Below are 24,518 nucleotides of genomic sequence, written 5' to 3'. Positions count from 1 at the left end.
CGTATTCGGCACCAAAACCAGCGTAATTTACCACGCACACACCACCGTTAACGTTCCACCTAGTCCCACGCCCGCCAGGGCACCCCCGCCACCGTGCGGGGCACCCCAGATAAGGTTCGTGAAGGTCGGCAAGAGCGCAGCATGAGCATCACGGCACCGGCACGTAAACTCGATAGGCACCCCATCCGCCCGCTATGCTCAAAAGATGCCTTCCAACAAGCACAACACCCAGAGCACCACCCTCACCCGCCGCGCCGCACTCACCCTCGGCGGCATGCTCCTCCTCACCGCCTGCGGATCCGCCGCGACCGAACAGAAACGCCCCGAAGGCTCCGCAAGCCCCACTGAGAGCGCAACCGGCACCGCCAATGCAACCACTTCCGCCGCTCCGAGCCCAACCCTCGCCCCCGCACTGCCCGAGGCGGAGCAGGAGCAGCTACGCAATGCCCTCACCGCGCTCTTCGCGGACGGCACCTACCCGCAGTACAGCCTGCTCGTCACCGGCATGGACGGCAACCTGCCCAACATCAAAGCAGCCACCGCACCCGCCGACCTGTACGCCGCCAACGCCGACACCGCACGCGTGCCCGCCTCCACTTTTAAGGTGCTGACGCTATTCGCGCTCAGCCACTACGCTAACCTGCAGGCGCGCCTACGCACCCGCGTCACCCGCGACACCGCCGGACTGTACCTCATGGCGGGTGGCGACACCCTGCTCGGTGCCGGGGCCTCCAACCCGAAGCAGATTGTGGGACGCGCAGGCCTGGGCACCCTCGCTGATCTGACTGTGAAGGCGCTCCTGCAGGGTGAGAAACCTGCCGCGGCGCTACCCGTCTACTTTGACGGCACCTTCTTTAGCGGCCCCGGCGTGAACCCTGGCTGGGATACTGCCGACCTGGCATCCGGCCAGATCACTCCCATTCACCCGATTGCGCTCGAATCGCACACGGTGCCGGGCAAGTCGACCCCAAGCAATCCGGTACGCCCGGACGATGCGGCAGTTGCAGCGCAGCAGGCGTTCGTGGATGCACTCAACACCGCCGGCAAGGAGTCCGGCCTGAGCTTCACCCTGGCTGAGCGCCGTACCGCCCCCGCAGAGGCGGTTGAAATCGCTGCGGTCGAATCGGCAACCCTGCTGGAGCAGGCGCAGCACATGATGCTCGAATCCGATAACGCCCTGGCCGAGGTGCTCGGCCGTTGCGCTGCCATCGCCGCCGGTAAGGAAGGCAGCGGCGAAGCGGCACAGCAGACCGTGCGCCAGGCACTCGTGGATGCCGGCGTGAACATCGAAAACCTGGTGCAGGCGGACGTGTGCGGCATGTCCCTGACGGATCGCGTGACCGCCCGAACCCTCGTGCAGGTTGTGGCACTCATGAACGCCGACGAGCACGCCGAGCAGCTTATGAGCACGTTCCCGGTCGCGGGCGTGAGCGGCACCCTGTCCGATCGTTTTGGTGCGGCGAACGCCGTGCCCGCACGCACCTTTGTGCGGGCGAAGACTGGCACCCTGTACACAGTGTCATCGTTGTGCGGTGTGGCAACCCGACCCGACGGAACCCGCCTGATTTTCGCGATTATTCTGAATGGTCTGGGCGGTTCGGATACACTACCCGCCGCGAAGGAACGCGTGGACGCCGCGGCGGCAGCGATTGCGAACCGCTCGACCTCGCCGAGTGCTTCTGCTGATCCCTCTGCGGTAGCACCGGCTGCTTCTACCGCGGCTACGGCGGGTACCGCCTCCTAACATGTGCACCCGGATAGCCCCGAAAGCCCTCTAAATCATTGCTTAAAGGTTGATTTTCTGTACTGTTTCACGTGAAACCTAAAAATCAACCTCTCGGGGCGAGGGGGTAGCACGGGGTACCGATAGACTCCTCCACCGGTGCTCTCGCCCACTCCCTGCGACGGGAGTTTTATATTCGCCTTGTTTCTCTCTCCTCCAGCAGAAAAGTCACCATGGACCTTACCTTCACCCTCGCTGATCTGACCGCCACCTCCGCATGCGAGCTGCGGCTCTACACCGAGCTTCGGGAATGCGCGCAGAAGCAGTCAGCCCTCCCCCCTGAGAAGTCCGAGCGTGCCCGCGAAGCGTACCGCGAGTGTCTACGAGTGCTGACCGAAGGTGGCATGGTCAGCAGTGGAGTAGTCGGCAGTGAGCACGCAGGCGGCACAGCACGCTCGGTGTCCCTGGTGGCGACCTCTGAGGAGGGGCTGACCTACACGGTGGAGCTTGACCGCCTGGAATGCCCAACCGCGGACAGCGCCGCGCGAATCATCTGCACCCCGCACCCGAGTGAGGCGGCGCATCGTGCGCTACTGCGCGGTGCCCTGGCGGCGCACCTGCTGACCGCCGGTACCGTCGAGAGCACTACCGAGAGTGCTAAGAACGCGGTGCGCCTCGATCTCTATCTAGAGCACGAAAATGAGTCCAAATCAGAGCCCGCTGAGCCCACCGAACATACTGCGCACTCCTCCCCCACTGGTCAACCTCACCGGGTTGATTCGGCGCGTATTCTGCCGCTGATTCGCCTGCAGGAGCAGCGCCTCCTACTACTCACCCAGGCACTGAACGAGGGTTTAGAACCGGCGGAACTTGCCCAGCACATCCCATATTTACTGACCTGCGGCGAATGCCCGGCCTGCCTGAACGCGGCGGCACCTCTTGCCCTCGCGACCGACACCCCGGAGCTCGTCACCGAAGACACTGCCGAAAACCCTGAAACTGAGGAGCATCCGGCCATGTACCGAGTGCCCGCCGCAGTCGAGAACGACAGCGAACAGTACCGCCTGCAGTGCCTACTAGATGCCCAGCTCGCCTCCCTCGAAGAGCACGCGGCGGAGCACGGCTGGGGTGCCGGTGAACTTGAGGCGGCGATGCTACTGTCCATGACGAATTATCACCGCCGTGAGCGCGCCCCGTTCTGGCGTGAACACATTCGCCGTCTGGAGGACGGCCCGACGGCGTGGGTGGCGAGCCGCGATTACGCGTACCTTGATCGGGTGCAGGTGCTTTCGGCGGAGCATGCGCATGCTCTTCTGAATGCCCCCGCAGACCTGGAGGCGCTTGCCGCCGCCATGAAGGAGTCCACCGAGGTTGAGGACGCCCCCGGCTGGTATCGTGTGCGCGGGGCACAGGTGCGCCTGCTGCGTGCGCGAATTGAGGCTGACCCGAGCCTGGTGATTGCGCCCTCTGACCGTGCGGTTTTTTGTGCGTATGAGGCGGGGTTGAGCCCGCAGATTGCGCTGGACCGTATGGAGTCGCAGCTGAATTATTTCCGTGCGTCGAATCCGGGTGAGCGTATGCCCACCGAGTTGGCGGCGACGGGTTTCTTTGGCATGCGTGTTCTGGCGGTGGCGCAGGGCGGTTTTGGTGCCGGATCTGAGGGTTCTGCGGACCCCGCAGAGGCTACCGCAGAGGCTGTCGAAGAGTCGCCTGGCAAGTTCTTGGAGGTGCTTCTGCAGGAGCGCATCCGCGTGAAGGATGAGCCGCACGGCGCCCTGCCTTCGGGTATTGGTCCTGGTGATCCGGTGTCTACGGCGACGATTGAGACGGCTCTGCAGTCTGATGTGCACGGACTGCTTTTCAACGGTGCCCTCATGCCTAGCGCGCTGATATCTGACCTCCCCACATCCGGTGAAGATTCTGAGCCTTCCGATGCCCCCGCTTCGTCCCGCGCCCTGCCGAGCGTACTCGATGCGGCGGCTTCGCTGACGGGGGCACAGAGCGCCTCCGCGGATTTGCTGTTCCGCCGCGCACCGCGCCTAAAGAAGGGCGCCTCGAACGCCAAAAATGCAGAAAATCTACCCCTTGAGGTTGATTTTTCCGCCTCTGACCTGCCCACGGTGGATGCCGTGCACGCGGCGGTTCGCGCTCTCGACCACTCCTATGTGGCGGTTCAGGGCCCTCCCGGTGCGGGCAAGACTTTCCTCGCCTCGCATGTGATTGCGCGCCTGGTGGCGGAGGGCGCGAAGGTGGGCGTGGTGGCTCAGTCGCATGCGGTGATTGAGAATCTTATGTTGGCGTGCTACGCCCGTGATGGTTTTGATGTTTCACGTGCGGTGCGTCTGCGCGGCAAGTCAGTAACCCCGGATGCTCCGTGGTCTGAGGTGTCTGATTCTGAGCTGGTGGAGCTGATTTCTGGTGCGGGTGGCCTGCTGTTTGGCGGCACGGTGTGGGATTACGTGAGTGAGCGTCGCGTGCCTGCCGGGTCGTTGGATGTGCTGGTGGTTGATGAGGCTGGCCAGTTCTCTCTGACGAATACGGTGGCGGCAGCTCGTGCGGCGCGTTCGGTGCTGCTGTTGGGCGATCCGCAGCAGTTGCCGCAGGTGTCGACAGGTGTGCATCCGTACCCGGTGGATGTTTCGGCGTTGGGTTGGTTGTCTGATGGTGCGGCGGCGTTGGATCCTCGTTGTGGCTATTTCTTGGGTGAGTCGTGGCGCATGGATTCGGCACTGTGCGAGCGGGTTTCGTGGCTGTCCTATGATGGCGCGTTGGCGAGCGCTGCGGCGACGGCTGGTCGTGCCCTGCAGGGCATTGAGCCGGGTGTGGTGTCGTATCCGGTGGAGCATGCGGGCTGTTCGGTGCGTTCTGTGCAGGAGGCGCAGGCGGTGGTGGATTGTGTGCGCGAGTTGTTGGGCCGTGAGTGGGTTCCGGCAGCTGGTGCTGCGCCGCGCCCGTTGGCGGCGGAGGATTGCATTGTGGTGGCGGCGTATAACGCACAGGTTGATTGTGTGCGTGAGGCGCTGATTGCGGCTGATTTGGCTGATTCTTCGGGTGCTGGCGTGCGTGTGGGTACGGTGGATAAGTTCCAGGGTCAGGAGGCTGCGGTGGTGTTGGTGTCGTTGGCGTCGTCGCGGGTTGATTCTGGGCGCGGTGCCGGGTTTGTGCTCTCGCCGAATCGTTTGAATGTGGCGGTGTCGCGCGGTCAGTGGCAGGCGGTGTTGGTGCATTCGCCGTGGGTGGCGCGTTCGGTGCCACAGGATGTTGAGGAGGTGCTGGCTCTGTCGGGCTTCGCGGGCCTGGTGGAGTAGTGCTCTTCTGCACTCCCCCGCCCCTGCCCGCTGCGTTGCGGGGCTGACCGGTGGCGGGCGTCTTTGGCGTGCCCGGAATCGGGTTCGGTTGGGTGGAAGCACCAAGAATAAGTTATAGTCAATCTAACCCTAATATCAATACTCAAAATGAGGAAAGTTTTTCAACATGAGTTCATGCATATGACTCATATCTCCACTATGATTTAAGACACCAACAGATGTTGGGGGTTGAGCTGAATCACTCAACCAAGATTCGATAGCCATAGATGACTATCTGTCGAAAGAAACACCAATGGAACTCGATATTCAGGATTTGATTACCTCATCCGAAGATGAGCCCAAGAAGTCGTGAATTCTTTTCTTGGATTGACACTTCAGGAAGTAGCGACCCTCGTCTAGGTTACGAGGAAGCTCATACAGATAAAGTTCCAGAGATAAATGCTGCAATATCTCCTATAGTCCTTATATCTGGATCACTTGCCGCATATGAAGGAATTAGGTATCTTGCCAAACTTAAGCCGCAAAGTTTAGGTAAATCAATACATCAAAATATGTTCGATTACAGTAATTCATACATAGTGGAGGTCCCCCATGAGTGTCAACACCGAGCTACTCAAGAATAGAGATTTTCGAAATACTCTCTTCGCCATTGGAGCCAACCAGCTCTCAGACTCGATGAGCTATATCACCACGCCCATCATTATTTTGGCGCTAACCGGCTCCCCCGAAGCTGCGAGTATCACCCTCTTCGTCGCGGGTGTTCTCGCCACCTGCGCCGGAGCAGTATCTGGAACGTGGGTCGATAGAATCGGCCCCTCAAAGTGCCTGGCACTGTCCTGTATCGGCCAGTCGCTGTCCTGGATAGCGATTCTTCTCTACCTCGTTTTCAACGTCACCAACATTTACATTTTGGTGATTACGATCTCTCTCGCCGCCATCATTTCCACCTTCGACTACCCGAGTGAACAGTCCATCATCACCCGCGTAGTCCCCAAGGAACACCTAGGGTACGCATCCGGTATGGGTGAGACGCGCGAGTCCACCGCCAACCTGCTGGGCGGCCCGGTCGCCGGCATCATTATCGGCTTCTCGACCGTGCTCATGACCGCAGTTCACGCGGTCGTCAACCTGCTGGCGTTCATCGTCGCACCCAAGAGCTACGGCGCTAGTCGGCAGCCCGCGGAAGAGGAGGAGAGCGAGAAAACCAGCTTCTGGCAGGACTCAAAAGCCGGTTTCGAGTACATCCTGAAAAACAAGGTGCTGGTGTCCATTGCGTTCGTTTCAACGCTTGCAAACTTTGGAACGGTCGGCATTCCGCTCACCTTCATCTACTACTACACCCTGGAGGGCGCACACCCGCTCTTCATCGGCATCTTTGCGAGCGCCTTCGGTGTGGGCGTGTTGCTTGGTTCGTTCCTGGTCGGCCCGCTGACCGAGAAGTTTGCGCTCGGCCCGCTCGGTATCACCTCCCTGGCTATCATGTCGGCCTGCTACCTGTTGCTGCCGGTGGTTCATTCGATGCTGTGGGCGGTGTGCCTGCTGATTGTGTTGGCGGGTATTGTGCTTCCCTCCTTCAATTCGAGCATCATTGCGTACATTAACGCATCCACCCCGGAGCATATGATCGGTCGCGTGCACTCGGTGCAGGGCATCCCGAACATGGCGCTGACCCCGCTGGCTGTTCTGCTGGCAGGCTTCCTCATTGTTGATTGGGGCATTACGTACACGGCACTGTTCTACGCGGTGTTCATTTTCCTGTCGCTGGTGGTGATGGTATTCCAGAAGCCGCTACGTCAGCTGCCCCATATCTCGCAGGTAACGAACGCACAGTAGTTCCACGATAGCCCCGTCTATCAACTCCACTCAACACCCCCGAAAGCGAATAATTCAACGTGCACTTGCATGAAAATTATTTTCCTTTCGGGGGTGTTCTACGTCCTTTTGAGGATTTCTGCACACAGTGCACGCTTACAATAATTCCCCTTATCAATGCGCATTTTTGGGGTTTTAAATGTTGCCGGTATTACGGCGAACCTTACGCCGCTTGTTGAAGGTTTTACGGCATAATAGGAAGGTGTTCGTTCTAACCTTCATTCAACGTTCCGCACAGCACTCACTCACTGCACTGTCGGACGAACTCGCAAAGCTCAACCCGCGTGTTGCCTTCGCCCAGACATACCCTGACGAAATTCAGGGCGCTTTCGACCGCGCCAGCGACGCACTACACGCGGCGCTCATTGCCGCGCGCGATAACGGCTTCTGGGTCGGCATCGGAATCGGCGAGCTCAACATCCCCCGATTCGCAGGCGCACTCGGCGCCGTCAGCACCACCGATTGCACCGGCGATGCCCTCGAATTCTCACGCCTCGCCGTCGAAGAAGCACAGGGAGGTGCACCCGTACGCTGCATCAGCATCAGCGCCGATAACCGCCACCTTGCCGACCTTGCCGCAGGCTCCGCACGTCTGCTCTACCGCGTATGCGCCGACCGCACCGAAGCCGAATGGCGCGTGGTAAACCTGCTCGTACCCGGCGTGCGCGGCCAGCAGAAAGCAGCCGCAACCGCACTCGGCATCACTACCCAGGCGGTCAGCCGTGCCCTCGTCCGCTCCCTCTGGCATGAGGAGCAGGCGGCACGCGGTGCGCTCATCGAACTACTGACCCGTATTGACCGTTCGCGCCGCCGCGCCACCTAACGCCGCCGCGCATCCCTCATTCTTTTCGCGCCTGCCAGCCTTTCGTACCTGTCAGCGCAGAATCGAACACCTGATCCCGCCCGTGATGGTCGCCCCCTGCCAGGGCTGAACCGCCGGGCGGGATGCTCTTTAAGCCCGCACTGAATACCCTGCAACTCGACGGGCAAAACCAGAGAAAAGGTAAACTTATCTTTATGCCTCTCTCAGAACTTTCCGTCAGCACCCAGAACTACCTCAAGGAAATCTGGAGCCTCGAAGAATGGACCCAAACCCCTGCCACCGCATCCGCCCTGGCAGAGCGCATGGGCCTGCGCATTTCTTCGGTATCTGACGGCCTTAAGCGCCTGGCTGCCGCCGATCTGATTGAGCATCAGCCCTACGGCGCCATTGAGCTCACTGAAACCGGCCGCTCCTACGCGCTGGCGATGATTCGCCGCCACCGCCTCATTGAGACATTCCTGGTTGAGACTCTCGGCTACACCTGGGACCGTGTGCACGACGAGGCGGAGGTTCTGGAGCACGCGGTATCCGACTTCATGGTGGACCGCATCGACACCCTGCTGGGACACCCGACCCGCGACCCGCATGGCGACCCGATCCCGGACGCTTCAGGGCATATTAGTTTTCCGCAGACCGTGCCGCTGAGCCAATGCGAACCCGGCGAAACGGTCGTGCTCGAACGCATTAACGATGACGACCCACGCCTGCTGCGTTACCTGCAGGGCCAAGGTTTTGTGCCCGGCGTGCGCCTGCACATTGAGGAGGGTGCGCCCTTCTCTGAGGCGGTGAATGTGAGCGTGGTCGGTGCCGGTTCCGGCAACCTGCACGAGACGGACGCAGCCGGCGTGGTAAAGCCCGGCGGCACGATTATTCCGTTGGGTGCGGAGGCGACCGCCTCCCTGTTCGTGTCCCGCACGGTGCGGTAGAAGCGCGACTAAACCTTCAGAAGACAGCAATAGGCGGAAAACCCCACGGTGAGACTTTCCGCCTATTGCTGTATGTGGTGAGCTTTCTTAGGAAGCTGACAGCTCAGTTTTCGTTGCAGCAGTGTTGAGCCGGCGGGCACGCATCCTGCCCAGCAGACCGTAGCGCGGGGCAAACACATACGCCAGGGCGAACAGCATACCCTGCGTAACAACCACGGCACCGCCGGGGGATACATCCGCGTGGTAGCTGACGTACAGACCGGTCAGCGTGCCCACCAGGGACACACCCACACTCACCAGAAGCATGGGCACAAACCGGTCAGTGACCAGGCGCGCGGTAGAGCCGGGGATGACGAGCATCGCCACGACCAGCACCACACCCACAATCTGCAGCGCCACCACAGAGGTCAGTGCCAGCATAATCAGCAGCAGCGCACCGAGCAGACGCGGACGCAACCCAACCGCCTGCGCGAAGCCCGGGTCGAAGGCGTACAGCACGAAGTCGCGGCGCTTGACCAGCAGCACGGTGGCAACCACCACCGCGAGGACGGCTACCTGCCAGACATCCGACCAGGACACGCCCAGCACGTTACCGAAGAGAATATGGTTCAGGTCGGTATTCGACGGCGTGACCGAAATCAGCACCAGACCGAACGCGAAGAGGGTCGTGAACACGATGCCGATTGCGGCGTCTTCGCGCACGCGGCCGCTGCGCCGCACCCCGCCGATGAGCGCCACCGCCACGAGCGCGGCAATGACCGCACCCACCGCGAAGGGTGCACCGAAAATGTAGGCGAGCACCACGCCGGGCAGCACCGCATGCGAGATGGCGTCGCCCATGAGCGACCAGCCGAGCAGCACAAGCCAGCAGGAGAGCAGGGCGCAGACGGCGGCGGCAATGATGGTAACCACGAATGCGCGGAGCATGAAGGGCAGGGTCAGCGGCTCTACCAGAAAGTTGAGGATGTCCATTTAGTTCTTCCCTTCCGCAGAGCTGTTTGTAGTATTGCCGGAGGTAGTAGCTGTGGAGGCAGCGACCGGTGTGCCGGTGTCTACTTCCATGCCGAAGGCACGCACCAGGTTCTCGGGGGCGAGCACCTTCTCGGGGGTGTCGTGCATCAAAATCTCACCGCGCAGCAGCAGCGCCTCGTCGGCGAACTGGCGCAGGGTCGCTAAGTCGTGCGTGGAAACCAGCACGGTCGCACCCTCGTCGCGCAACTGTTCAATAACCTGAATGAGCATTGCCTCGCTACGCTTATCCACACCGGCGAAGGGCTCATCAAGCAGCAGCAGCTGGGCACCCTGGGCGATAGCGCGTGCCACGAAGGCGCGTTTACGCTGACCACCCGAGAGCGCCCCAATCTGACGGTCGGCAAGGTCGGTCAGTTCCACGCGGACAAGCGCCTCATCCACGGCGGCACGGTCTGCGGCACGCAGGCGGCGGGTGATGCCGAGGTTGCGGTAGCGCCCCATGCTGACGACCTCGCGCACGGAGATGGGGAAGGCCCAGTCGATTTCTTCGCTCTGCGGCACGTAGCTGACGAGTCCGGCACGGTGGTGGTGCGCGTTCTTGCCGCGGTTACCGCCGACGGACTGCCCGTCGAGAGTAATGCTGCCGGCATGCACGGGCACGACCCCCATGATGGCTTTGAAGAGGGTGGATTTGCCGGAGCCGTTCATACCGATCAGGCCGCAGATACCCCCGGTGTCCAGGGTGAAGGATGCGCCGGTGAGGGCGCGGACTGGCCCATAGTTCACGTGCACATTGTCGCAGCTGAGAAGAGTGCTCATTCCTTGTGTTCTTTCTGGTGGTCACCGTATGCGTGCGGCGGGTGTACTTGCTTATGTGGTAGTGAGTGGGTGCTGTGTGAGCGAGTGTTAACGACGTGGGAGGATCGGAGCCAAGAAGGCGACCGCCCCTCCTACCCTATCGGTGGTGTGGGATTTACCCGGGGTTTTCGATGCGGGGTTTGGCCCGGGTTTGACCCTGGTTTATACCGGGTTTAAGAGTTGCCCTTGAGGCCGGCCACGATGGTGCGTGCGTCGTAGCGGATCATGTCCAAGTAGGTGGGCACGGGGCCGTTCGCCTCGGAGAGCGAGTCCACGTAGAGCACGCCGCCGAATCGCGCACCGGTGGCGTCGGCTACCTGGCGCATCGGGTTATCGGAGACGGTGGATTCGCAGAACACGGCAGGCACCTGGTTCTGGCGCACGTAATCGATTGCGGAGGAAATCTGTGAGGGGGTCGCCTGCTGTTCGGAGTTGACCGCCCAAATGTACTTTTCCTTCAGGCCCGCGTCTGCCGCCAGGTAGGAGAAGGCGCCTTCGCAGGTGACGAGTGCGCGCTGGTTCTCGGGCAGGGTGGAGATTTCCTTGACAAGCTCGTCACGCACGCCCTGCAGCTGCTTCTTGTAGGCTTCGCCGCGGGACTTGTAGTCGGCGGCGTGGGTGGGGTCGAGGGCGCTAAATTCACGAATCATCACGTCCACGTACTTCTGTACGTTGCTGGGGCTCATCCAGGCGTGGGGGTTGGGCTTGCCTGCGTAGGCGTCCTCGGTAATAGAGATGGGCGTGACTCCCTCGGAGACGGTCACGTGCTTAGCGTTAGATTCTTCAACGAACTTGGCGAACCAGGATTCGAGGTTCAGGCCGTTGTCGAGCACCAGGTCGGCGGCGTGCGCCTTCTTCAGGTCGGAGGGGGTGGGCTCGTACTCGTGGATTTCAGCACCGGGCTTGGTGAGGGATTCGACATTCAGGTCATCGCCTGCCACGTTGCGGGCAATGTCTGCGAGCACGGTGAAGGTTGTGAGCACGGTCTTCTTACCGTTGCTGCTCTTAGCACCATCGGTGGTGCTGGCGGTGTTACCGCAGCCGGTGAGCACGAGTAGCAGGGTGAGTGCGAGGGCGGCGCAGAGCGCCTGGACGAGGCGGCGTGCATTGCTGCCTGCGGGGGTGAGAGCATTCATGAGGCATCCTTCATTGGAAGTCACGCGTTTGAGCATGTGGCTGATATGTGGAATTTGTCGCGCCGGGACGATAGGGACACAGTTGTGTCTGCGCAGGCATCATGGTGCGCTTTTGCCTATCGTCCCGGGCGGAATTTAACAATAGTTCGGCAAGGCGAACTTTTCAACTAAGCCACACAGAAAACCCCAAAATATTGGCAGAAACACAGGGGTCGACGTGCAGAGACAGGCGCACAGAGAAAGAAGCACCTACAGATAGAGCAAGGAGGCGAGAGCCTCACTCTCGCCTCCTTGCCCCCCTGCAACAGGTATATGACGGTTATTTAGTCGGCAATCTCAACCACGACCGGCGTGTGGTCGCTCGCGCCCTCACCGGCGCGTTCCACCCTATCGATCCAGGCACATTCCACGCGTGCGGCAAGCGCGGGCGAGAACAGCTGAAAGTCAATGCGCATACCCTCATCCTTGGCGAAGCGGCCCGCCTGGTAGTCCCAGTAGGTGTACTCGCCGGGAGTGTGCGGGCGTACTACGTCCACCATGCCCTCATCGAGCAGGGCGGCGAAGGCACGGCGTTCAGGCTCGGAAACGTGGGTCAGCTCGTTACGCAGGAAGTAGTCAATGTCCCACACGTCGGTGTCTTCGGGGGCGACATTCCAGTCGCCGACCAGGGCGAGCTGCGACTGCGGGTTAGCGGCAAGTTCGTTGTGCACGTTCTGGCGCAGCGCCTCCATCCAGCGGAGCTTGTAGTCCATGTGCGGGTCGGTCAGGCCGCGGCCGTTAGGCACGTAGAGGCTCCAGACGCGCACGCCGCCGCAGGTCGCACCAATTGCGCGCGCCTCGAGCACTTCGGGTTCGCCGGGCTTGCCGAAGTGCGGCTGGTTGTCAAAGCCGCGCTGCACATCCTCAAGGCCCACGCGGGAGGCGATTGCCACGCCATTCCACTGATTCAGGCCAAAGTGCGCGACCTCGTAGCCCATGAATTCGAAGAGGTCGAAGGGGAAGGTTTCGTCCTTGGTTTTTGTTTCTTGCAGGGCGAGCACGTCAACATCGTGTTCGTCGAGCCAGTCTTCGACGCGGTTTTCGCGGGCGCGGATTGAGTTGATGTTCCAGGTGGCAATCTTCATGTCTTCTAGCTTAGCGGGTGCAGCGCAGACGCCTTTCAGTGTACGCAGGCGATTGTGTAGCGGCATGGGTACTCACAACCTGCCAGAACAGCACAGCACCCGGAACAGAGCACCGCCCGCCTGCGCAACCTTCGGGTCGCACCGGCGGGCGGTGAATATATGCTCTAGTCAGCACTAAAAAGCTGGTCGGTATTACTCCTAGTCAACGACGGGAGTGTCCACAACCTTCAGGCCCCTATCGCCGTACGCATTGAGCATGTACAGGGAATCGGAGAAGTACAAGGGGTTGGCGGGGGTTCACCACGTCGGCTACGCCGTCACCGTCACGGTCAATTTCGGGGTAGGCACGGAGCGTGCGAGATGCCCAGCGGTTTTCGGGCTTGGTATGTTCAGTCTTCTTGACTTAGGCACGTAACGGGCGGGGAGTGAATCTCAACCGTTCCCATGTGAGTCTAAATTCTTGCAAGCAAGATGCACATCTATATAACCCTCGACAAAATGTTTTAGGGCAAAAATTAGGGAGCTTGTGTCACTCAACACCCTATAGTGTTGATTGTCTCCCCCGGTTACTTTTATGCAATGGAGTGAAAATAATCCATAGAAAACCAACCGACCAGTGCAAATACCATATTTTGCACATAAATGCACTAATTGGTGAATTTTTATCGGTGCGCGCCATATCACTTCATAAACCGGTTGATACTATCCGAAGCACCTCCATTAAAACCCCTCATCCAAGGCTTATCTCACAGGATCAGAGGCCCCGAATAGCACCCGTCGGGCACCTACCAGAAGAACGCCCAATGAGCACTCCCCCGGCAGCCACTTCTAACAGACACCCGGCAAGCGCCCAGCAGATTAGCTTCAATCCCCTACTAAGATTCCTTCGCGGAGGCGACACCCACCACATCCAGCCGCGCATAGCGGCCTGCAAGCCAGGTACAAATCATCAGTTGAACCTGATGGAAAATCATGATTGGCAGCATCATCAGACCCAGCGAGCCCGCACCAAAAATAATGATTGCCATCGGCAGGCCAGCCGCCAGCGACTTCTTCGAACCACAGAACTGAATTGTAATGCGGTCGGCACGGTTGAAGCCCAGACGCTTAGCCAGCTGGTCAGTCAGCCACAGCATGAACACCACAATAATCGCCATGAGGACGACCAGCAACGCGATCTGCCACCACTCCACGCGCGTCCACACACCCTGCACCACCGAAGCGGAGAACGCCGAATAGACGATCATCATGACCGAGAACTTATCCAGCCACTTGGTGGTCGGCTTCTTGGCGAACTCGCCCACCCAGCGGCGCGTCAGCTGGCCGAGCACGAACGGCAAGAATAGCTGAATAGCAATATCCAGGAAGACCGTTCCGGAGAACTCAATATGGCCCGTGTTCATCAGCAGCATGGCGAGCAGCGGGGTCGCCACCACACCCACAATCGAGGAGAGCGAGGCGCTCACAATCGCCGCCGCCACATTACCGCCCGCAATCGAAGTGAACGCGATTGACGCCTGCACAGTCGAGGGCACAAAGGTCAAGAACAGTATGCCCATGTACAGCCCATCACCAAGTACAAAACGCAGCGGTGAAAGCGCCAAACCAATCAGGGGGAACAGCACGAACGTGCAGCTCAAAATCATCAGGTGCAGACGCCAGTGGGTTAGGCCGCGAATGGCCTCCGTGGTGGAGAGGCGAGCGCCATACAGGTAGAACAGCAGGGCGACCGCGAACTTTGTTCCGGTGCTGAACCATTCTGCGAAGTCGCCGCGTGCCGGTACGATAATTGCGAGAATAACCGCGCTAATGAGCATGGTCAGTAGCGGGTCAAGCTTGATAGAGCGAAGGGATGAAAGCATGCTGACCATTCTAGACCTGTGTCTATGTGCAGGTTCGGGAGTGCCGGGTGTATCTCAGCTGTAGGCGGGGTAGTTGAAGGTTACGGGCGTCTCATGCCAGGTAACCCGAATGGCTGTAGCAACCGGCTACGAGCCTGTGAGGAGGCGGTTAACGGCAGAACCCGTCGGGGCGCCTCAGGCACCCCGACGGGTTCGTGAAGGTTATTGAGCTGTGCGGCTCAGGCAGGCGCTTAGAGCGCACCCGGGCGGCTACTGGCTACTTCTTATCGCCGTCAAAGCCGTAACCGTACGGGCCGCCCTCAGAGGGGCCGCTACCGTACTGGCCGTAACCGTACTGTTCGGGAGCAGTCTGACCATTAGAAGATTGGCCGTTAGGCTGGCCATTAGAAGGCTGCTCAGGGGCGGGCTGGCCTGCGCCGTTCTGGGTTGCACCATTCTGGCCTGCGGCAGGCTGACCGAAGCCAGGCTGCTGACCGTACGCAGGCTGATTGGGTGCAGGCTGACCCGGTGCGGGCACCTGCGGGCCACCGGGAGCACCCGGTGCCGGAGCGCCACCGGCGGCAGCGTACGCATCCCAACGCTGGCCGTGGAAGGCACGAGCCTGCTCAGTGAGCCAGCCAGCGAACAGCGTAGCATTCGCATCGAACTCGGGGGCGTTCTCAGGCTTAGAGTACACATCCACGGTTTCCAGGGTGTGGTCTGCCCAAATGTCCTGGTGTTCACGCATGAACTCGGTGGACTGAATCGGATCGGGCCACATGTGCACCGGCTCCGCCGCCGGGATCAGGACAGGAACGCGCGGTACGGTGTCCTTGACCGGGTTCTCAGTCGGGCGCCAGAACAGGCGGCCGGGCTGGGTGCGGTCACGCAGCGCATGCGCACGCCAGGTGAGGATGGGGTGGCTTGCTATGAGGTTCACGTACCAGACGGCAAGGCCGCGGTCGGTGACGGCACGGTCGGCAAGCTCATCGAAGTTAACCTGCTTGTTCAGGTACTTACCTGCCGCAAGCACCTTGACAGCGCCCTCAGCACCCTCGGGGCAGAAACGGTAGCCGAAGTTGTCGGCGGTGTATTCCTGCGAGCGGGACAGTGCACTCGACAGCACCGGAATCTGGCTGAACAGCATAGTGAAAATCAGACGGAAATAACCGACGTGACCTGCGGCGATGTGGCCAACCTCGTGGCCAATAATGAAGCGTAGCGCCTGCGGGTCACGGGACTTACCGCCAATCTCGAACAGGTCAGAGTACAGGCAAATGTAGCGGCGGAAGCCGTGACCTGCCGCAAAAGCGTTCATGGTGCCGTTACCGAGAACAACGTACGCATCCGGTACACGACGCAGACCTGCCGCCTCAGCTGCTTCGGCGAGCATCTGGTACGCCTCAGGGAACTGGGTGGGGGTGATGCGCACACCGCGCACACGCTGCTGCGCGTAGTAGATTGCACGAACAATGAAGATGGCAATCGGGCCCAGGAGGAGCAGGCTAACCGTCTGGAAAATTAGGTCTTCCATGCTTGCCGTGGTGCTACCGGAAGAAGGTACACGAACCGAGCCTTCACCGGTTGAGCTGAAGATGTAATGCATCATCGAGCTGAACAGGTCAGCCAGCGCCATGAACAGCACAATGTAGCCGACCGCGGTGACCGCGTAGGCGGCGACCAGCCACGGAATTTCGGAGGGGTGACGCAACGCGTGCAGCACTTTCGGCGGCAGCATCGACTGGTAGGCGAAGAGCTTCGGCTGGGGCAGGGGGCTGACCGGCTTCTGGCGCTCGTCTTCGGGGAGCCAGCCGGCGGAGAGGTCCTGCGGGAGGGGCTCACCGGGGGCGTGGAATGCCTGCTGGCCGGGCTGGGCGTTAAACTGCCCGCCAGGCTGCTGGTGGTTTTCAGGGGGTTGAGTCATGTCTCGTCTGCTTCGTATCGAGTGTTATCTGATTCCACTCTATCGTTTTTGGGTACTTACTAGTGAATGTGAACGGGCTTTTTCTCATAGAATGCCCATTCGCGACGCTACGGTACATCACAGTAGCGGAATACACAGCGCCGGGGCACACAGCCTTACGGGCATAAGAAATCCGCCGTAGCACCCATACAGAATGGGCGCCACGGCGGATCACTTTACGCTGAGCCACCTACACGGCGGGGTGCGTGGGGCTTAGAGGCTCTTGACGAGTTCCTCGGTAGCCTCAGCGATAGCCTTCTCCTCGTTGGTGGGGATGACCAGCACCTTAATAGCGGAATCCTCGGTGGAAATCACGCGCGGCTCGGGGGAACGCTTAGCGTTCTCTTCCTCGTTGTACTTGACACCCAATGCGCCAAGGCGATCCAGGACCAGCTTGCGGAAATCACCGGAGTTCTCACCGATACCAGCGGTGAAGATCAGCGCATGCGCGCCGCCAACAACCAGGTTGTAGCCGCCAATGTACTTCACCAGGCGGTATGCGGTCATGTTCAGTGCGAGCTGTGCACGCTCGTCGCCGGACTCTGCAAACTCAAAGACCTTACGCATATCGTTGGAGCCAGCCAGTGCGAGCAGGCCGGACTCCTTGTTCAGGATGGTATCCAGGCGGGCACCGTCAATACCCTCACGGATCAGGATGGTGGTCAGTGCCGAGGGATCAATGTCGCCGGAGCGGGTACCCATGATCAGGCCAGCCAGCGGGGTGTAGCCCATAGAGGTGTCAACAGACTTACCGCCCTTCACAGCGGTCACGGACGCGCCGTTACCGAGGTGTGCGACGATACCGTTGAACTCGTCGCGAGCCACGCCGAGCATGTCAGCTGCAACGTGGGAGACATACTCGTGGCTGGTGCCGTGGAAGCCGTAGCGGCGGATGCTGTACTTATCTGCCAGGTCGTAGGGGATTGCATAGCGCCATGCTTCTTCGGGCATGGTGGAGTGGAACGCGGTGTCGAAGATAGCGACCTGCGGCAGGGAGGGCCACTTATGCATTGCTGCGCGCATGCCCTGAACGTGTGCGGGGTTGTGCAGCGGTGCCAGCGGGGAGAGGTCGTCAATCTGCTGGACAACTTCCTCAGTCAGCAGGGTAGGGTGGGTGAACTTCTCTGCACCTTGCACCACGCGGTGGCCGACTGCCTGCAGCTCACGGCCGTGCAGGACGGGCTCAAGCTTCTCGGACATGATGTCGAATGCGACCTCGTGGTTGGGCACATCGGTGCCGATGTTTTCGACGAGGCCGGAGGTCAGCATCTGCTCTGACTCGGGCAGGGAGGTGTCACGCACCTGGTACTTCAGGGAGGAAGAACCGGCGTTCACAACGAGAATAAGCATGAAAGTATCTTCTTTCGTAGTTTTCTTTTCCGCTCCATTCTCGCACTTTTCGAGCCTGCGTGCGAGACGGCCCCGACAGTGTTTTTACCGGGGGTTTTTACTAGGGGGCAGCCGTGGGGTTAGTGAGGTGCGGGTGTGGTGGGGTGCCAGAAGCTACCGAAGGATGAATGGTTAGGGACACGCCAGGGCTCATCCCCGCGCATACGGGAATACACTTAGCCACAAGGCACAATGCCTAGCAGAAGCCTAAAAATATTCAGTTTCCCACACGTATACATATATAAAAGGGATGAGTAGACGATTACTCGTCTACGGTGACCCGCCGCCAGTGGCGGCTGGCCTTGACGCATCCAACGCCACATCCCCCAACACCACCGAACCGATACGTGGGTTTTTGTTGGGGCGTAGCATCTAGAAACGATGACTGTTCCAGGGTATTCGGGTGCCGGAGGTTGCCACCCTGAATACGGGAATAGCAAGAAAAATAGTGTAAAAAATCGCTAATTTTTTCACTATCCCCCTAATTTTCAGGAAATAGTGAAAAAATCCGCGATTTTTTTCATTATCCAGGTCACAAATTGGTGATTCGGGGTGGTGCCGACCTCTCCCCCAGCACCTTCACCACGCCCGCTATAGCACCTCGGGGTGGACCGCCACCTCCACGGCGGCAGGCAGCACCCGCGCGCTAATGCGGTACGCTGACGGTGCCGGGTCACCATCCACCTCAACGGGCTGCACACCATCCGGGAACTCCAACACCACCTCAGACCCCACCATATGGCGAATCACCGGCAGCTCAATGCGCGGCGAACCCAGAATCGTGCGGCGAGCAACCTTCGCCATCAGCAGGCCCCACTCCATCAGGTCACGCGGCGACGCCACAATCACCTCAAGGTTGCCGTCATGCACATCCGTCATATCAGCCAGGCGAATACCACCCTGCAGGCGGCCACAATTCGCGATCAGCACCGACCGCATCAGCAGAGTACGGAACGGTGCACCATCCAGACTGACACGCACCGGGTGCGACCCGCCTAGCATGTGCTTCATGCCGGACTGCACGTACGACACCCACCCGAACTTCGCCTTAATGTCCTCGTTCGTGTAGCTCATGACGAGCGCATCAAAGCCTGCACCACTCATCACAAAGAACGTGTGTTCGGTTTCTTCGCCGGGGGTGCTCGTCGTCGTCATCTCAATCGCATCAACGGCCTGACCTGCACCATTGAGCGCAATATTCACGCACGCCGCCACGTCACTGACCGGAATGTACAGGTTACGTGCCAGTAGGTTACCGGTACCCATCGGCAGAATACCCAGACGCGGCTTGGTCCCCTCATGATGCGCCAGCGCCGCCGCCACAGCGCGCACCGTACCGTCACCACCGGCAGCAACCAGCAGGTCAACACCCTCAGCGATCAGCTCGCGGGCAGCCTCGGAACCGGGCTCGTCCACGCGGGTGGTACGCACCAGCGCCTGCGGGTGGCCGTTCGCCGCGAGGGTACGTTCCAGAATCTCGATAGCCGCCGCAGCGCCGGGTTTGCTGGGGTTGTACACCACGCCCACGCGCTGCGCCTCGCCGGTGGGCAGGGTCGGCAGAACGCCGAAGGGTGCACCCAGTTCGATAGCGCGTCGGCGGGCTTCACGGCGGGCACGAGTGACGGAGGCGGTCAGGGCCGCCGCCGCGGAAACACCAAGGATTTTACGGTATAGAGGCATAGTTCTTAGACTACCGGGATACGCGAAAACCCGCCCACCGTTTACGCGGTGAGCGGGTTTTTCGGCTGGTTGTGAGATTACTCAGCGGCTACAGCCCATCTTGCGGGCGATAGCCATCTTGGGAACACCCAAGGCATCCAGCTGATGCGGTCTCTGTCTGCGATACCCCTTGCTTCTTTATAGCTCATGCTCGAATCAAGCCTTTTCGAGTAGTACGCGAGTTAGGAAGTTGCGGGCCGACTCGGAGATGAGTTCAACATCCTCCGGGATTGAAGCATAATGCCCTCGTCCCGGAAGCCACACCCGTTCCCACGGATTCCCTTGTTCCTTCCAGCGCTCTGCTACTTCGTTCGCCAGGTAGGCAGGGCAATTAATATCGTTCTCGCCGTGTATCTCCAGCACCTGCAGGTCTGCGTTGAACCCGTTCATGCTGCTGAAGAACTTGGCATCATCGCCTTCCAAATCGAATCGTCGTGCAAACCAGTCGAGATGCCCTGGATCTATAGTCACCGCATGCTCAACATGCTTTGCTAGGTTGCCTGTAGGCGCCCCCAACAATAGGCCTTTTGTCCGTTCAGTGGATGCGCCGAGCGTCAGAGCCAAAGTCGCCCCGAAGCTCCAGCCTGCTAGCACGAGAGGTCCAGAGGTCAGTTCGACAGCCCCCAAGAAATCCTCCTGCATCGCGGACCTCCACCTGTGCCAAGCCGAACGCGTATATAGACGGTCCGGCATAAGTGATCCCTGGTAGTTCACACCAATCCAGTCTAGGCCATGCGCGTTGCACCATTGAGGAAGTCCGAAGAAGCGACCCTCCGGCACCTCGTAGCCTTCAGGACCTCCATGAAAATGGATCACTGCACCCGTTGCTCGTTCCGGTGCACGAGACACCACGTATTCCCCATATGGTGAAGGGAAGGTCAACCCTGTAATAACTGGACGAGGACTTTGCAGCACTCGATTCCGCCTGGGGACAGAGGCGACCGTAAGCGTATCCGTGAACCCGCGTACGGTGTAGAGGCTGCCGTCAAGAGACAGTGCTTTATATCCACTGAGGGTATCCACATGGTGCACCACTAAGTCACCGACGCCATCTTCAGTGATTTCACACAACTGGGTGTCACTGCCCGTGAATACCGACATCACAACGCGGGTGGAATCGCCTCCTGCCTCTAATACAGGCCCGTCGGATTCCAGGAACGTTGCCTGTCCATCAGCGAAAACGTGCAGGCCATGCAGCCCATCCTCGTCTGTCGGATCATTACTGGAGATGGCGAGAACTCGACCTAAAGCGACGAAAGCGAACGCAGCCCGGACTCGCCATGTTGCCGAACTCGCCATATCCACAACGTTCAGGAACGTGCCTTGGACACCAAGGTCCTCCACGAATCCTGCGACCGTGCCGGAGCTGAACAACAGTTCACCCCTGGGTCTTGGGTCTACCGTCGCTGGGTTCCTTCTTGCACCGCCGTTCGAGATCGTCCAGATTCTCTGGCACTGCTCCGCGGTGTCCAGCCACAGCTCTACACCGCCAGGGATACCGAGAACTACAAGGTCCTCACCGTGTAGGCTGTGAATATTTACCACGCACGGTTACCCAGCAGGCTTGAATGCCTCAGCTTCAAATCGATACGCCTGGACCCGAAAGCTTTCGTTCTCAAACCAGCATGCATACATCACACCGTCGGGGCTCAATACAATCTCATCCGCCTCGGGTAAGTCCAGCGGTGTCGCCTCGCGGTCAGGTGTACACAGTGTGGCGCCGTACTCGTTCAGAAGTGCCACCGACGAATCGGTCCAGGCTATAGGTTTGGCCCTATAGATTCGTATTTCGTCCTCGATAGTTCTTGGAGAAAAACGTAGTACTTGGGTCAGCTCACTCATCTAAATTCACCACTTCTTTGAAACAATCAAGGTTAGAGCGCGAGTGAAGGACAATCACAACCTGCTTGTCACTGCCCTCGATAGCGCACGCCATCGATTCGAGCTCAGCGCGCTCCTCTGACGGAGTGAGACCCTTCAAGGTCTCATCAAGCAACACAAGCCGGACGGCGCTTTCACGTAACACGGAACGCGCAAGCATGAGCCCGCTCGAATCCGATGCTTCAGATGCGAACGGATCGATATCTGGTACGATTACCACTTCTCCTTGGGGATACCGGCGGTATAGAGCATCAAGCATGACGGACTTCCCCGCGCCAGTTGGTCCAATCAAGGCAACCATAGAACACCCAGAGTTAAGAACACTCTCAAGCAGAGCCAGGTCAGCAGACCGTACGGGCGGATAAGAACGGTCGGCCCGGTACTCTTCAAGCATCCGAACACGCTCCGCAGTCAAGCTGACTACACCAACCTTTTGCAACGTCTCCACCGTAGATTGGATACCAGATGACAGAGTTACTGCAAAATATATTACGACCGCGGGAGCAACCACTGAGTTCGATCCTTCGACCATCAGTGCCAATACCACTGCAGAAACATTCAGTGACAACACAAGCAACTGAATCAGTCCCGTACGCAGTGCGTAGGCGTTCGCCAACTGAATCGAGCTACTGACGTATGCAGCCTCCGAATGAGCGTAGGCTTCTTCTCCAGCCCGACGCAGCCCTGCACTGACGGGCGCAGCGTGTAAGCCAGCCTGGGCACCAGCCACCCCGATGAAGTCACCTCGGCGATTGGCAGCCGTCGTCGAGGCAGGGAGAATCCATTTTGAACCCTGACGCATAGCAAGCATCGCTAGGGGTGCTACCGCCAACACAACGATTATGAACAGCGGGGCGCCGGCCACTGCGCCTCCGATGAGCATAGAGGTCTGTAGAATGACCATAAATACCGAACCCAGGGCGCTAGGCACCGACATCTGAAGGTCGGAGAAGTCTTCACCCATCCGCCCCATGACCGCACCGCTTGTTCTAGGACTAGCGAATCGATCGAGCCTGCGTATAACCCGGTCATGCAAATCGCTCAGCCTAGCGATGGGAGCCCAGTAGAGCGGGCCAAAGAACATGACGGACCCAACAATTGCTGCCAGTGCGCAAGCAGCTGACACTCCAGCAACCTGAGCAGACAGCCCATCACTGTGAGCAATCGTCAATGCAAAAGCAACTTCTGATCCGCTCAAGAGTAGGGCGCCACACGTAATCCACACCAAATGCGGTCCAAACAACAACAGGGCCGATCGTCGGAATGTGGCACGCTTCGGCTCAGGGTCAGGAAGGTCCTGTCCCTCGCTCACCTCCATCGAACCAGCATCTGCCTCCTTAGCTGCCCCGGGGCTATGAGCCTGCAACTCAAGAGGGTCTACCCTCGCATCATTGCCGGGGGTGAAGGCACTCGGTACGTACTCCTCCGAGCTTGCCAGAAGTGTGCACGTTGGCACGCACTCTAAGATCCTCTCGGCAACCACTTCTCGTGTTACAGGATCAAGCGCTGCGAACGTATCGTCCAAAATTAGCCAGTCCGGTTTGTCTGCCAAAACGATAGCGACAGCAGCACGGTGTCTCTCTCCTGACGACAAGGTTGTTGCGTCTTGCCAGAACCGCCCGATCACATCCTCAGTGAGCCCCATATCTAAAGCGAGGCTAGTGAACCGGGATACCTGATGTGGAGAAGCAGAAGCTCGCCACGCTGACAACACCGAATGGGACATTTCCGGGTTGCGTGGTACGAAAGCGGAATCAGGGGTGGTCACGGATGTGCGCAATGCTTCAGCGCGCTCAGACGTAGCTGCAAGCACCTCTCTAGAGTTTGAAGGCTGCCCCACCCAGTCCTGCTGTTTAACCGTGCAATTTGGAGACGACTCGAGCTTGTCGAGCTCACGCATCATTGGCACAGCGAGCCGAATAACCCGATAGTTTACGATGTTGTTCTGCACCGCTGCGTACAGGTAGCGGGCTGCCAAAATAATTCCAATACCGAAATGAGCGGATGGCCAGAGCCACGCGCCGAGAACCGCAACCACAGCGAGCACCGCAGTTAGTGCTCCCCGTTCAAGGAATCCATTCAGGATCTGCAACGGGACCCGTCTGCGCAGAAGATGCTCTTCGGTGTTTCGGATGCTAGCGACCTTGTCCAGGGCGGTACCCCAGCTGGGGATGCTTCGCCCTCGAGGCATCGCGTTTGCTACACGCTGGATCCACTGCCTACGCTCTCCCTCTAGAGCAACGTACTGTTCCCATAGTCGGCCCACCAAGTTGATGAGACGGACGCTGACGAATACCAATCCAGTGATGAGCAACGCAGCGATTGCGCCGCTTGCACCATATAGCGCGAGCGAAGCCGCGAGAAAGGCAATAATCTGAACGGTTGAAACGGCGAAATCAACAACGAAGGCAAACTGGCTGATCTGTGCTGGGTATGTGAGAACATGCCCGTGAGCTTCCGGCGGATGGGATGACCTACCAAAGATGTCCCGGAAACGGCGGTATGTAAGCTGTCGAACCGCGATCGTGAGAATAATCTCTTGGCGTTCCTTCACCCAGTACCCTAGGCTTTCAGCCAAGAAAGCGAAGATGAGTAACCAAATAGCACTGCCTGGGGTCCTCTCACCTGACGTTACCCGGCCGATACCTGCCGTAATCATCAGAGCCCCTGCAACACTCAGTAGGCCAGCAGTGAAGACGGTGAAACTCGTGCTCGTTGGCGCGAATACCAAAGCAAGCCAGCGAATCCGTCTCGGCAGGTTCCGCGCTATCCTTTGATAGCGCACATACAAGTGCTCGATGGGCATGTCTCTCAGATGCAGGCTAGGAGCGCTCTGTGCTTCGCCCTGTCGCTTGTGATTAATCACCATTATGTTTCCAGTCATTCGGTATTCGAGTTCAGGTGTACGGCCTCGTTAATAAGTTCGTCGTTTGGAAAACGGGCTTGGAGGTCGTTGAGGGCCGCCGCCGCGGAAACACCAAGG

At 59.5% G+C, this 24,518-nt stretch carries 15 protein-coding genes; 5 read left to right on the top strand and 10 right to left on the bottom strand.

The window, feature by feature from the left end:
* Positions 1-205: 205 nt before the first annotated feature.
* From dacB to ACUXHH_RS00645, 5 genes are all read left to right on the top strand, one after another.
* Positions 206-1,744 carry a D-alanyl-D-alanine carboxypeptidase/D-alanyl-D-alanine endopeptidase gene (gene dacB / locus ACUXHH_RS00665; protein WP_314077653.1) on the top strand — a complete coding sequence of 513 codons (1,539 nt, stop codon included), beginning with the start codon at positions 206-208 and terminating at the stop codon, positions 1,742-1,744.
* A 212-nt stretch (positions 1,745-1,956) separates the two neighbouring features.
* The gene (locus tag ACUXHH_RS00660; protein ID WP_458390602.1) at positions 1,957-5,031 is read left to right on the top strand and encodes a DEAD/DEAH box helicase; all 3,075 of its coding nucleotides are present in this window, start codon (positions 1,957-1,959) and stop codon (positions 5,029-5,031) included.
* A gap of 591 nt (positions 5,032-5,622) precedes the next feature.
* Positions 5,623-6,864, top strand: coding sequence for an MFS transporter (locus ACUXHH_RS00655; RefSeq protein ID WP_279742233.1), 1,242 nt, complete (start codon positions 5,623-5,625; stop codon positions 6,862-6,864).
* A gap of 241 nt (positions 6,865-7,105) precedes the next feature.
* Entirely contained in the window at positions 7,106-7,726 is a 621-nt protein-coding gene (locus ACUXHH_RS00650; RefSeq protein ID WP_279742234.1) for a recombinase RecJ, read from the top strand.
* A 194-nt stretch (positions 7,727-7,920) separates the two neighbouring features.
* A complete protein-coding gene (locus ACUXHH_RS00645) occupies positions 7,921-8,652 on the top strand; it encodes a metal-dependent transcriptional regulator (RefSeq protein WP_279742235.1) in 732 nt (243 codons plus the stop codon).
* Between the two features lie 87 nt (positions 8,653-8,739).
* Here the strand turns inward: ACUXHH_RS00645 and ACUXHH_RS00640 are convergent, their stop codons facing one another.
* The 10 genes from ACUXHH_RS00640 to ACUXHH_RS00595 all read right to left on the bottom strand — a co-directional run bounded on the left by ACUXHH_RS00640 (position 8,740) and on the right by ACUXHH_RS00595 (position 24,341).
* Positions 8,740-9,624, bottom strand: a complete 885-nt coding sequence (locus ACUXHH_RS00640; protein ID WP_279742236.1) for a metal ABC transporter permease — start codon at positions 9,622-9,624, stop codon at positions 8,740-8,742.
* Positions 9,625-10,443: a metal ABC transporter ATP-binding protein gene (locus ACUXHH_RS00635; protein ID WP_279742237.1), complete on the bottom strand. Its 819-nt coding sequence runs from the start codon at positions 10,441-10,443 to the stop codon at positions 9,625-9,627. It lies immediately after the preceding gene.
* A 212-nt stretch (positions 10,444-10,655) separates the two neighbouring features.
* On the bottom strand, positions 10,656-11,618 hold the full coding sequence (locus ACUXHH_RS00630) for a metal ABC transporter substrate-binding protein (RefSeq protein WP_458390601.1): 963 nt from the start codon (positions 11,616-11,618) through the stop codon (positions 10,656-10,658).
* Between the two features lie 323 nt (positions 11,619-11,941).
* Complete coding sequence (locus ACUXHH_RS00625; protein ID WP_279742239.1) at positions 11,942-12,742, bottom strand: exodeoxyribonuclease III; 801 nt, start codon at positions 12,740-12,742, stop codon at positions 11,942-11,944.
* Between the two features lie 875 nt (positions 12,743-13,617).
* On the bottom strand, positions 13,618-14,613 hold the full coding sequence (locus ACUXHH_RS00620; RefSeq protein WP_399536661.1) for a bile acid:sodium symporter family protein: 996 nt from the start codon (positions 14,611-14,613) through the stop codon (positions 13,618-13,620).
* Positions 14,614-14,860: 247 nt separating this feature from the next.
* On the bottom strand, positions 14,861-16,507 hold the full coding sequence (locus tag ACUXHH_RS00615; protein ID WP_458390600.1) for a M48 family metalloprotease: 1,647 nt from the start codon (positions 16,505-16,507) through the stop codon (positions 14,861-14,863).
* Between the two features lie 252 nt (positions 16,508-16,759).
* A complete protein-coding gene (locus ACUXHH_RS00610; RefSeq protein WP_279742242.1) occupies positions 16,760-17,896 on the bottom strand; it encodes an acetate/propionate family kinase in 1,137 nt (378 codons plus the stop codon).
* 630 nt (positions 17,897-18,526) lie between these two features.
* Complete coding sequence (locus ACUXHH_RS00605) at positions 18,527-19,615, bottom strand: diacylglycerol/lipid kinase family protein (RefSeq protein WP_458390599.1); 1,089 nt, start codon at positions 19,613-19,615, stop codon at positions 18,527-18,529.
* A 195-nt stretch (positions 19,616-19,810) separates the two neighbouring features.
* A complete protein-coding gene (locus ACUXHH_RS00600) occupies positions 19,811-20,998 on the bottom strand; it encodes an alpha/beta hydrolase family protein (protein ID WP_458390598.1) in 1,188 nt (395 codons plus the stop codon).
* Positions 20,999-21,488: 490 nt separating this feature from the next.
* Positions 21,489-24,341, bottom strand: coding sequence for a hypothetical protein (locus ACUXHH_RS00595; protein ID WP_458390597.1), 2,853 nt, complete (start codon positions 24,339-24,341; stop codon positions 21,489-21,491).
* Between the last annotated feature and the right edge of the window lie 177 nt (positions 24,342-24,518).

The sequence above is a fragment of the Rothia sp. 110740021-2 genome, from assembly GCF_054263775.1.
This window is presented reverse-complemented; position numbering and strand designations above follow the sequence as displayed.

Coding starts and splice junctions, on each gene's coding strand:
- ACUXHH_RS00625 (WP_279742239.1), bottom strand. CDS start 12,742: ATGAAGATTGCCACCTGGAACATCAACTCAATCCGCGCCCGCGAAAAC.
- ACUXHH_RS00655 (WP_279742233.1), top strand. CDS start 5,623: ATGAGTGTCAACACCGAGCTACTCAAGAATAGAGATTTTCGAAATACT.
- ACUXHH_RS00605 (WP_458390599.1), bottom strand. CDS start 19,615: ATGCCTCTATACCGTAAAATCCTTGGTGTTTCCGCGGCGGCGGCCCTG.
- ACUXHH_RS00630 (WP_458390601.1), bottom strand. CDS start 11,618: ATGAATGCTCTCACCCCCGCAGGCAGCAATGCACGCCGCCTCGTCCAG.
- ACUXHH_RS00595 (WP_458390597.1), bottom strand. CDS start 24,341: ATGCCCATCGAGCACTTGTATGTGCGCTATCAAAGGATAGCGCGGAAC.
- ACUXHH_RS00645 (WP_279742235.1), top strand. CDS start 7,921: ATGCCTCTCTCAGAACTTTCCGTCAGCACCCAGAACTACCTCAAGGAA.
- ACUXHH_RS00660 (WP_458390602.1), top strand. CDS start 1,957: ATGGACCTTACCTTCACCCTCGCTGATCTGACCGCCACCTCCGCATGC.
- ACUXHH_RS00640 (WP_279742236.1), bottom strand. CDS start 9,624: ATGGACATCCTCAACTTTCTGGTAGAGCCGCTGACCCTGCCCTTCATG.
- ACUXHH_RS00635 (WP_279742237.1), bottom strand. CDS start 10,443: ATGAGCACTCTTCTCAGCTGCGACAATGTGCACGTGAACTATGGGCCA.
- ACUXHH_RS00610 (WP_279742242.1), bottom strand. CDS start 17,896: ATGCTTATTCTCGTTGTGAACGCCGGTTCTTCCTCCCTGAAGTACCAG.
- dacB (WP_314077653.1), top strand. CDS start 206: ATGCCTTCCAACAAGCACAACACCCAGAGCACCACCCTCACCCGCCGC.
- ACUXHH_RS00620 (WP_399536661.1), bottom strand. CDS start 14,613: ATGGTCAGCATGCTTTCATCCCTTCGCTCTATCAAGCTTGACCCGCTA.
- ACUXHH_RS00615 (WP_458390600.1), bottom strand. CDS start 16,507: ATGACTCAACCCCCTGAAAACCACCAGCAGCCTGGCGGGCAGTTTAAC.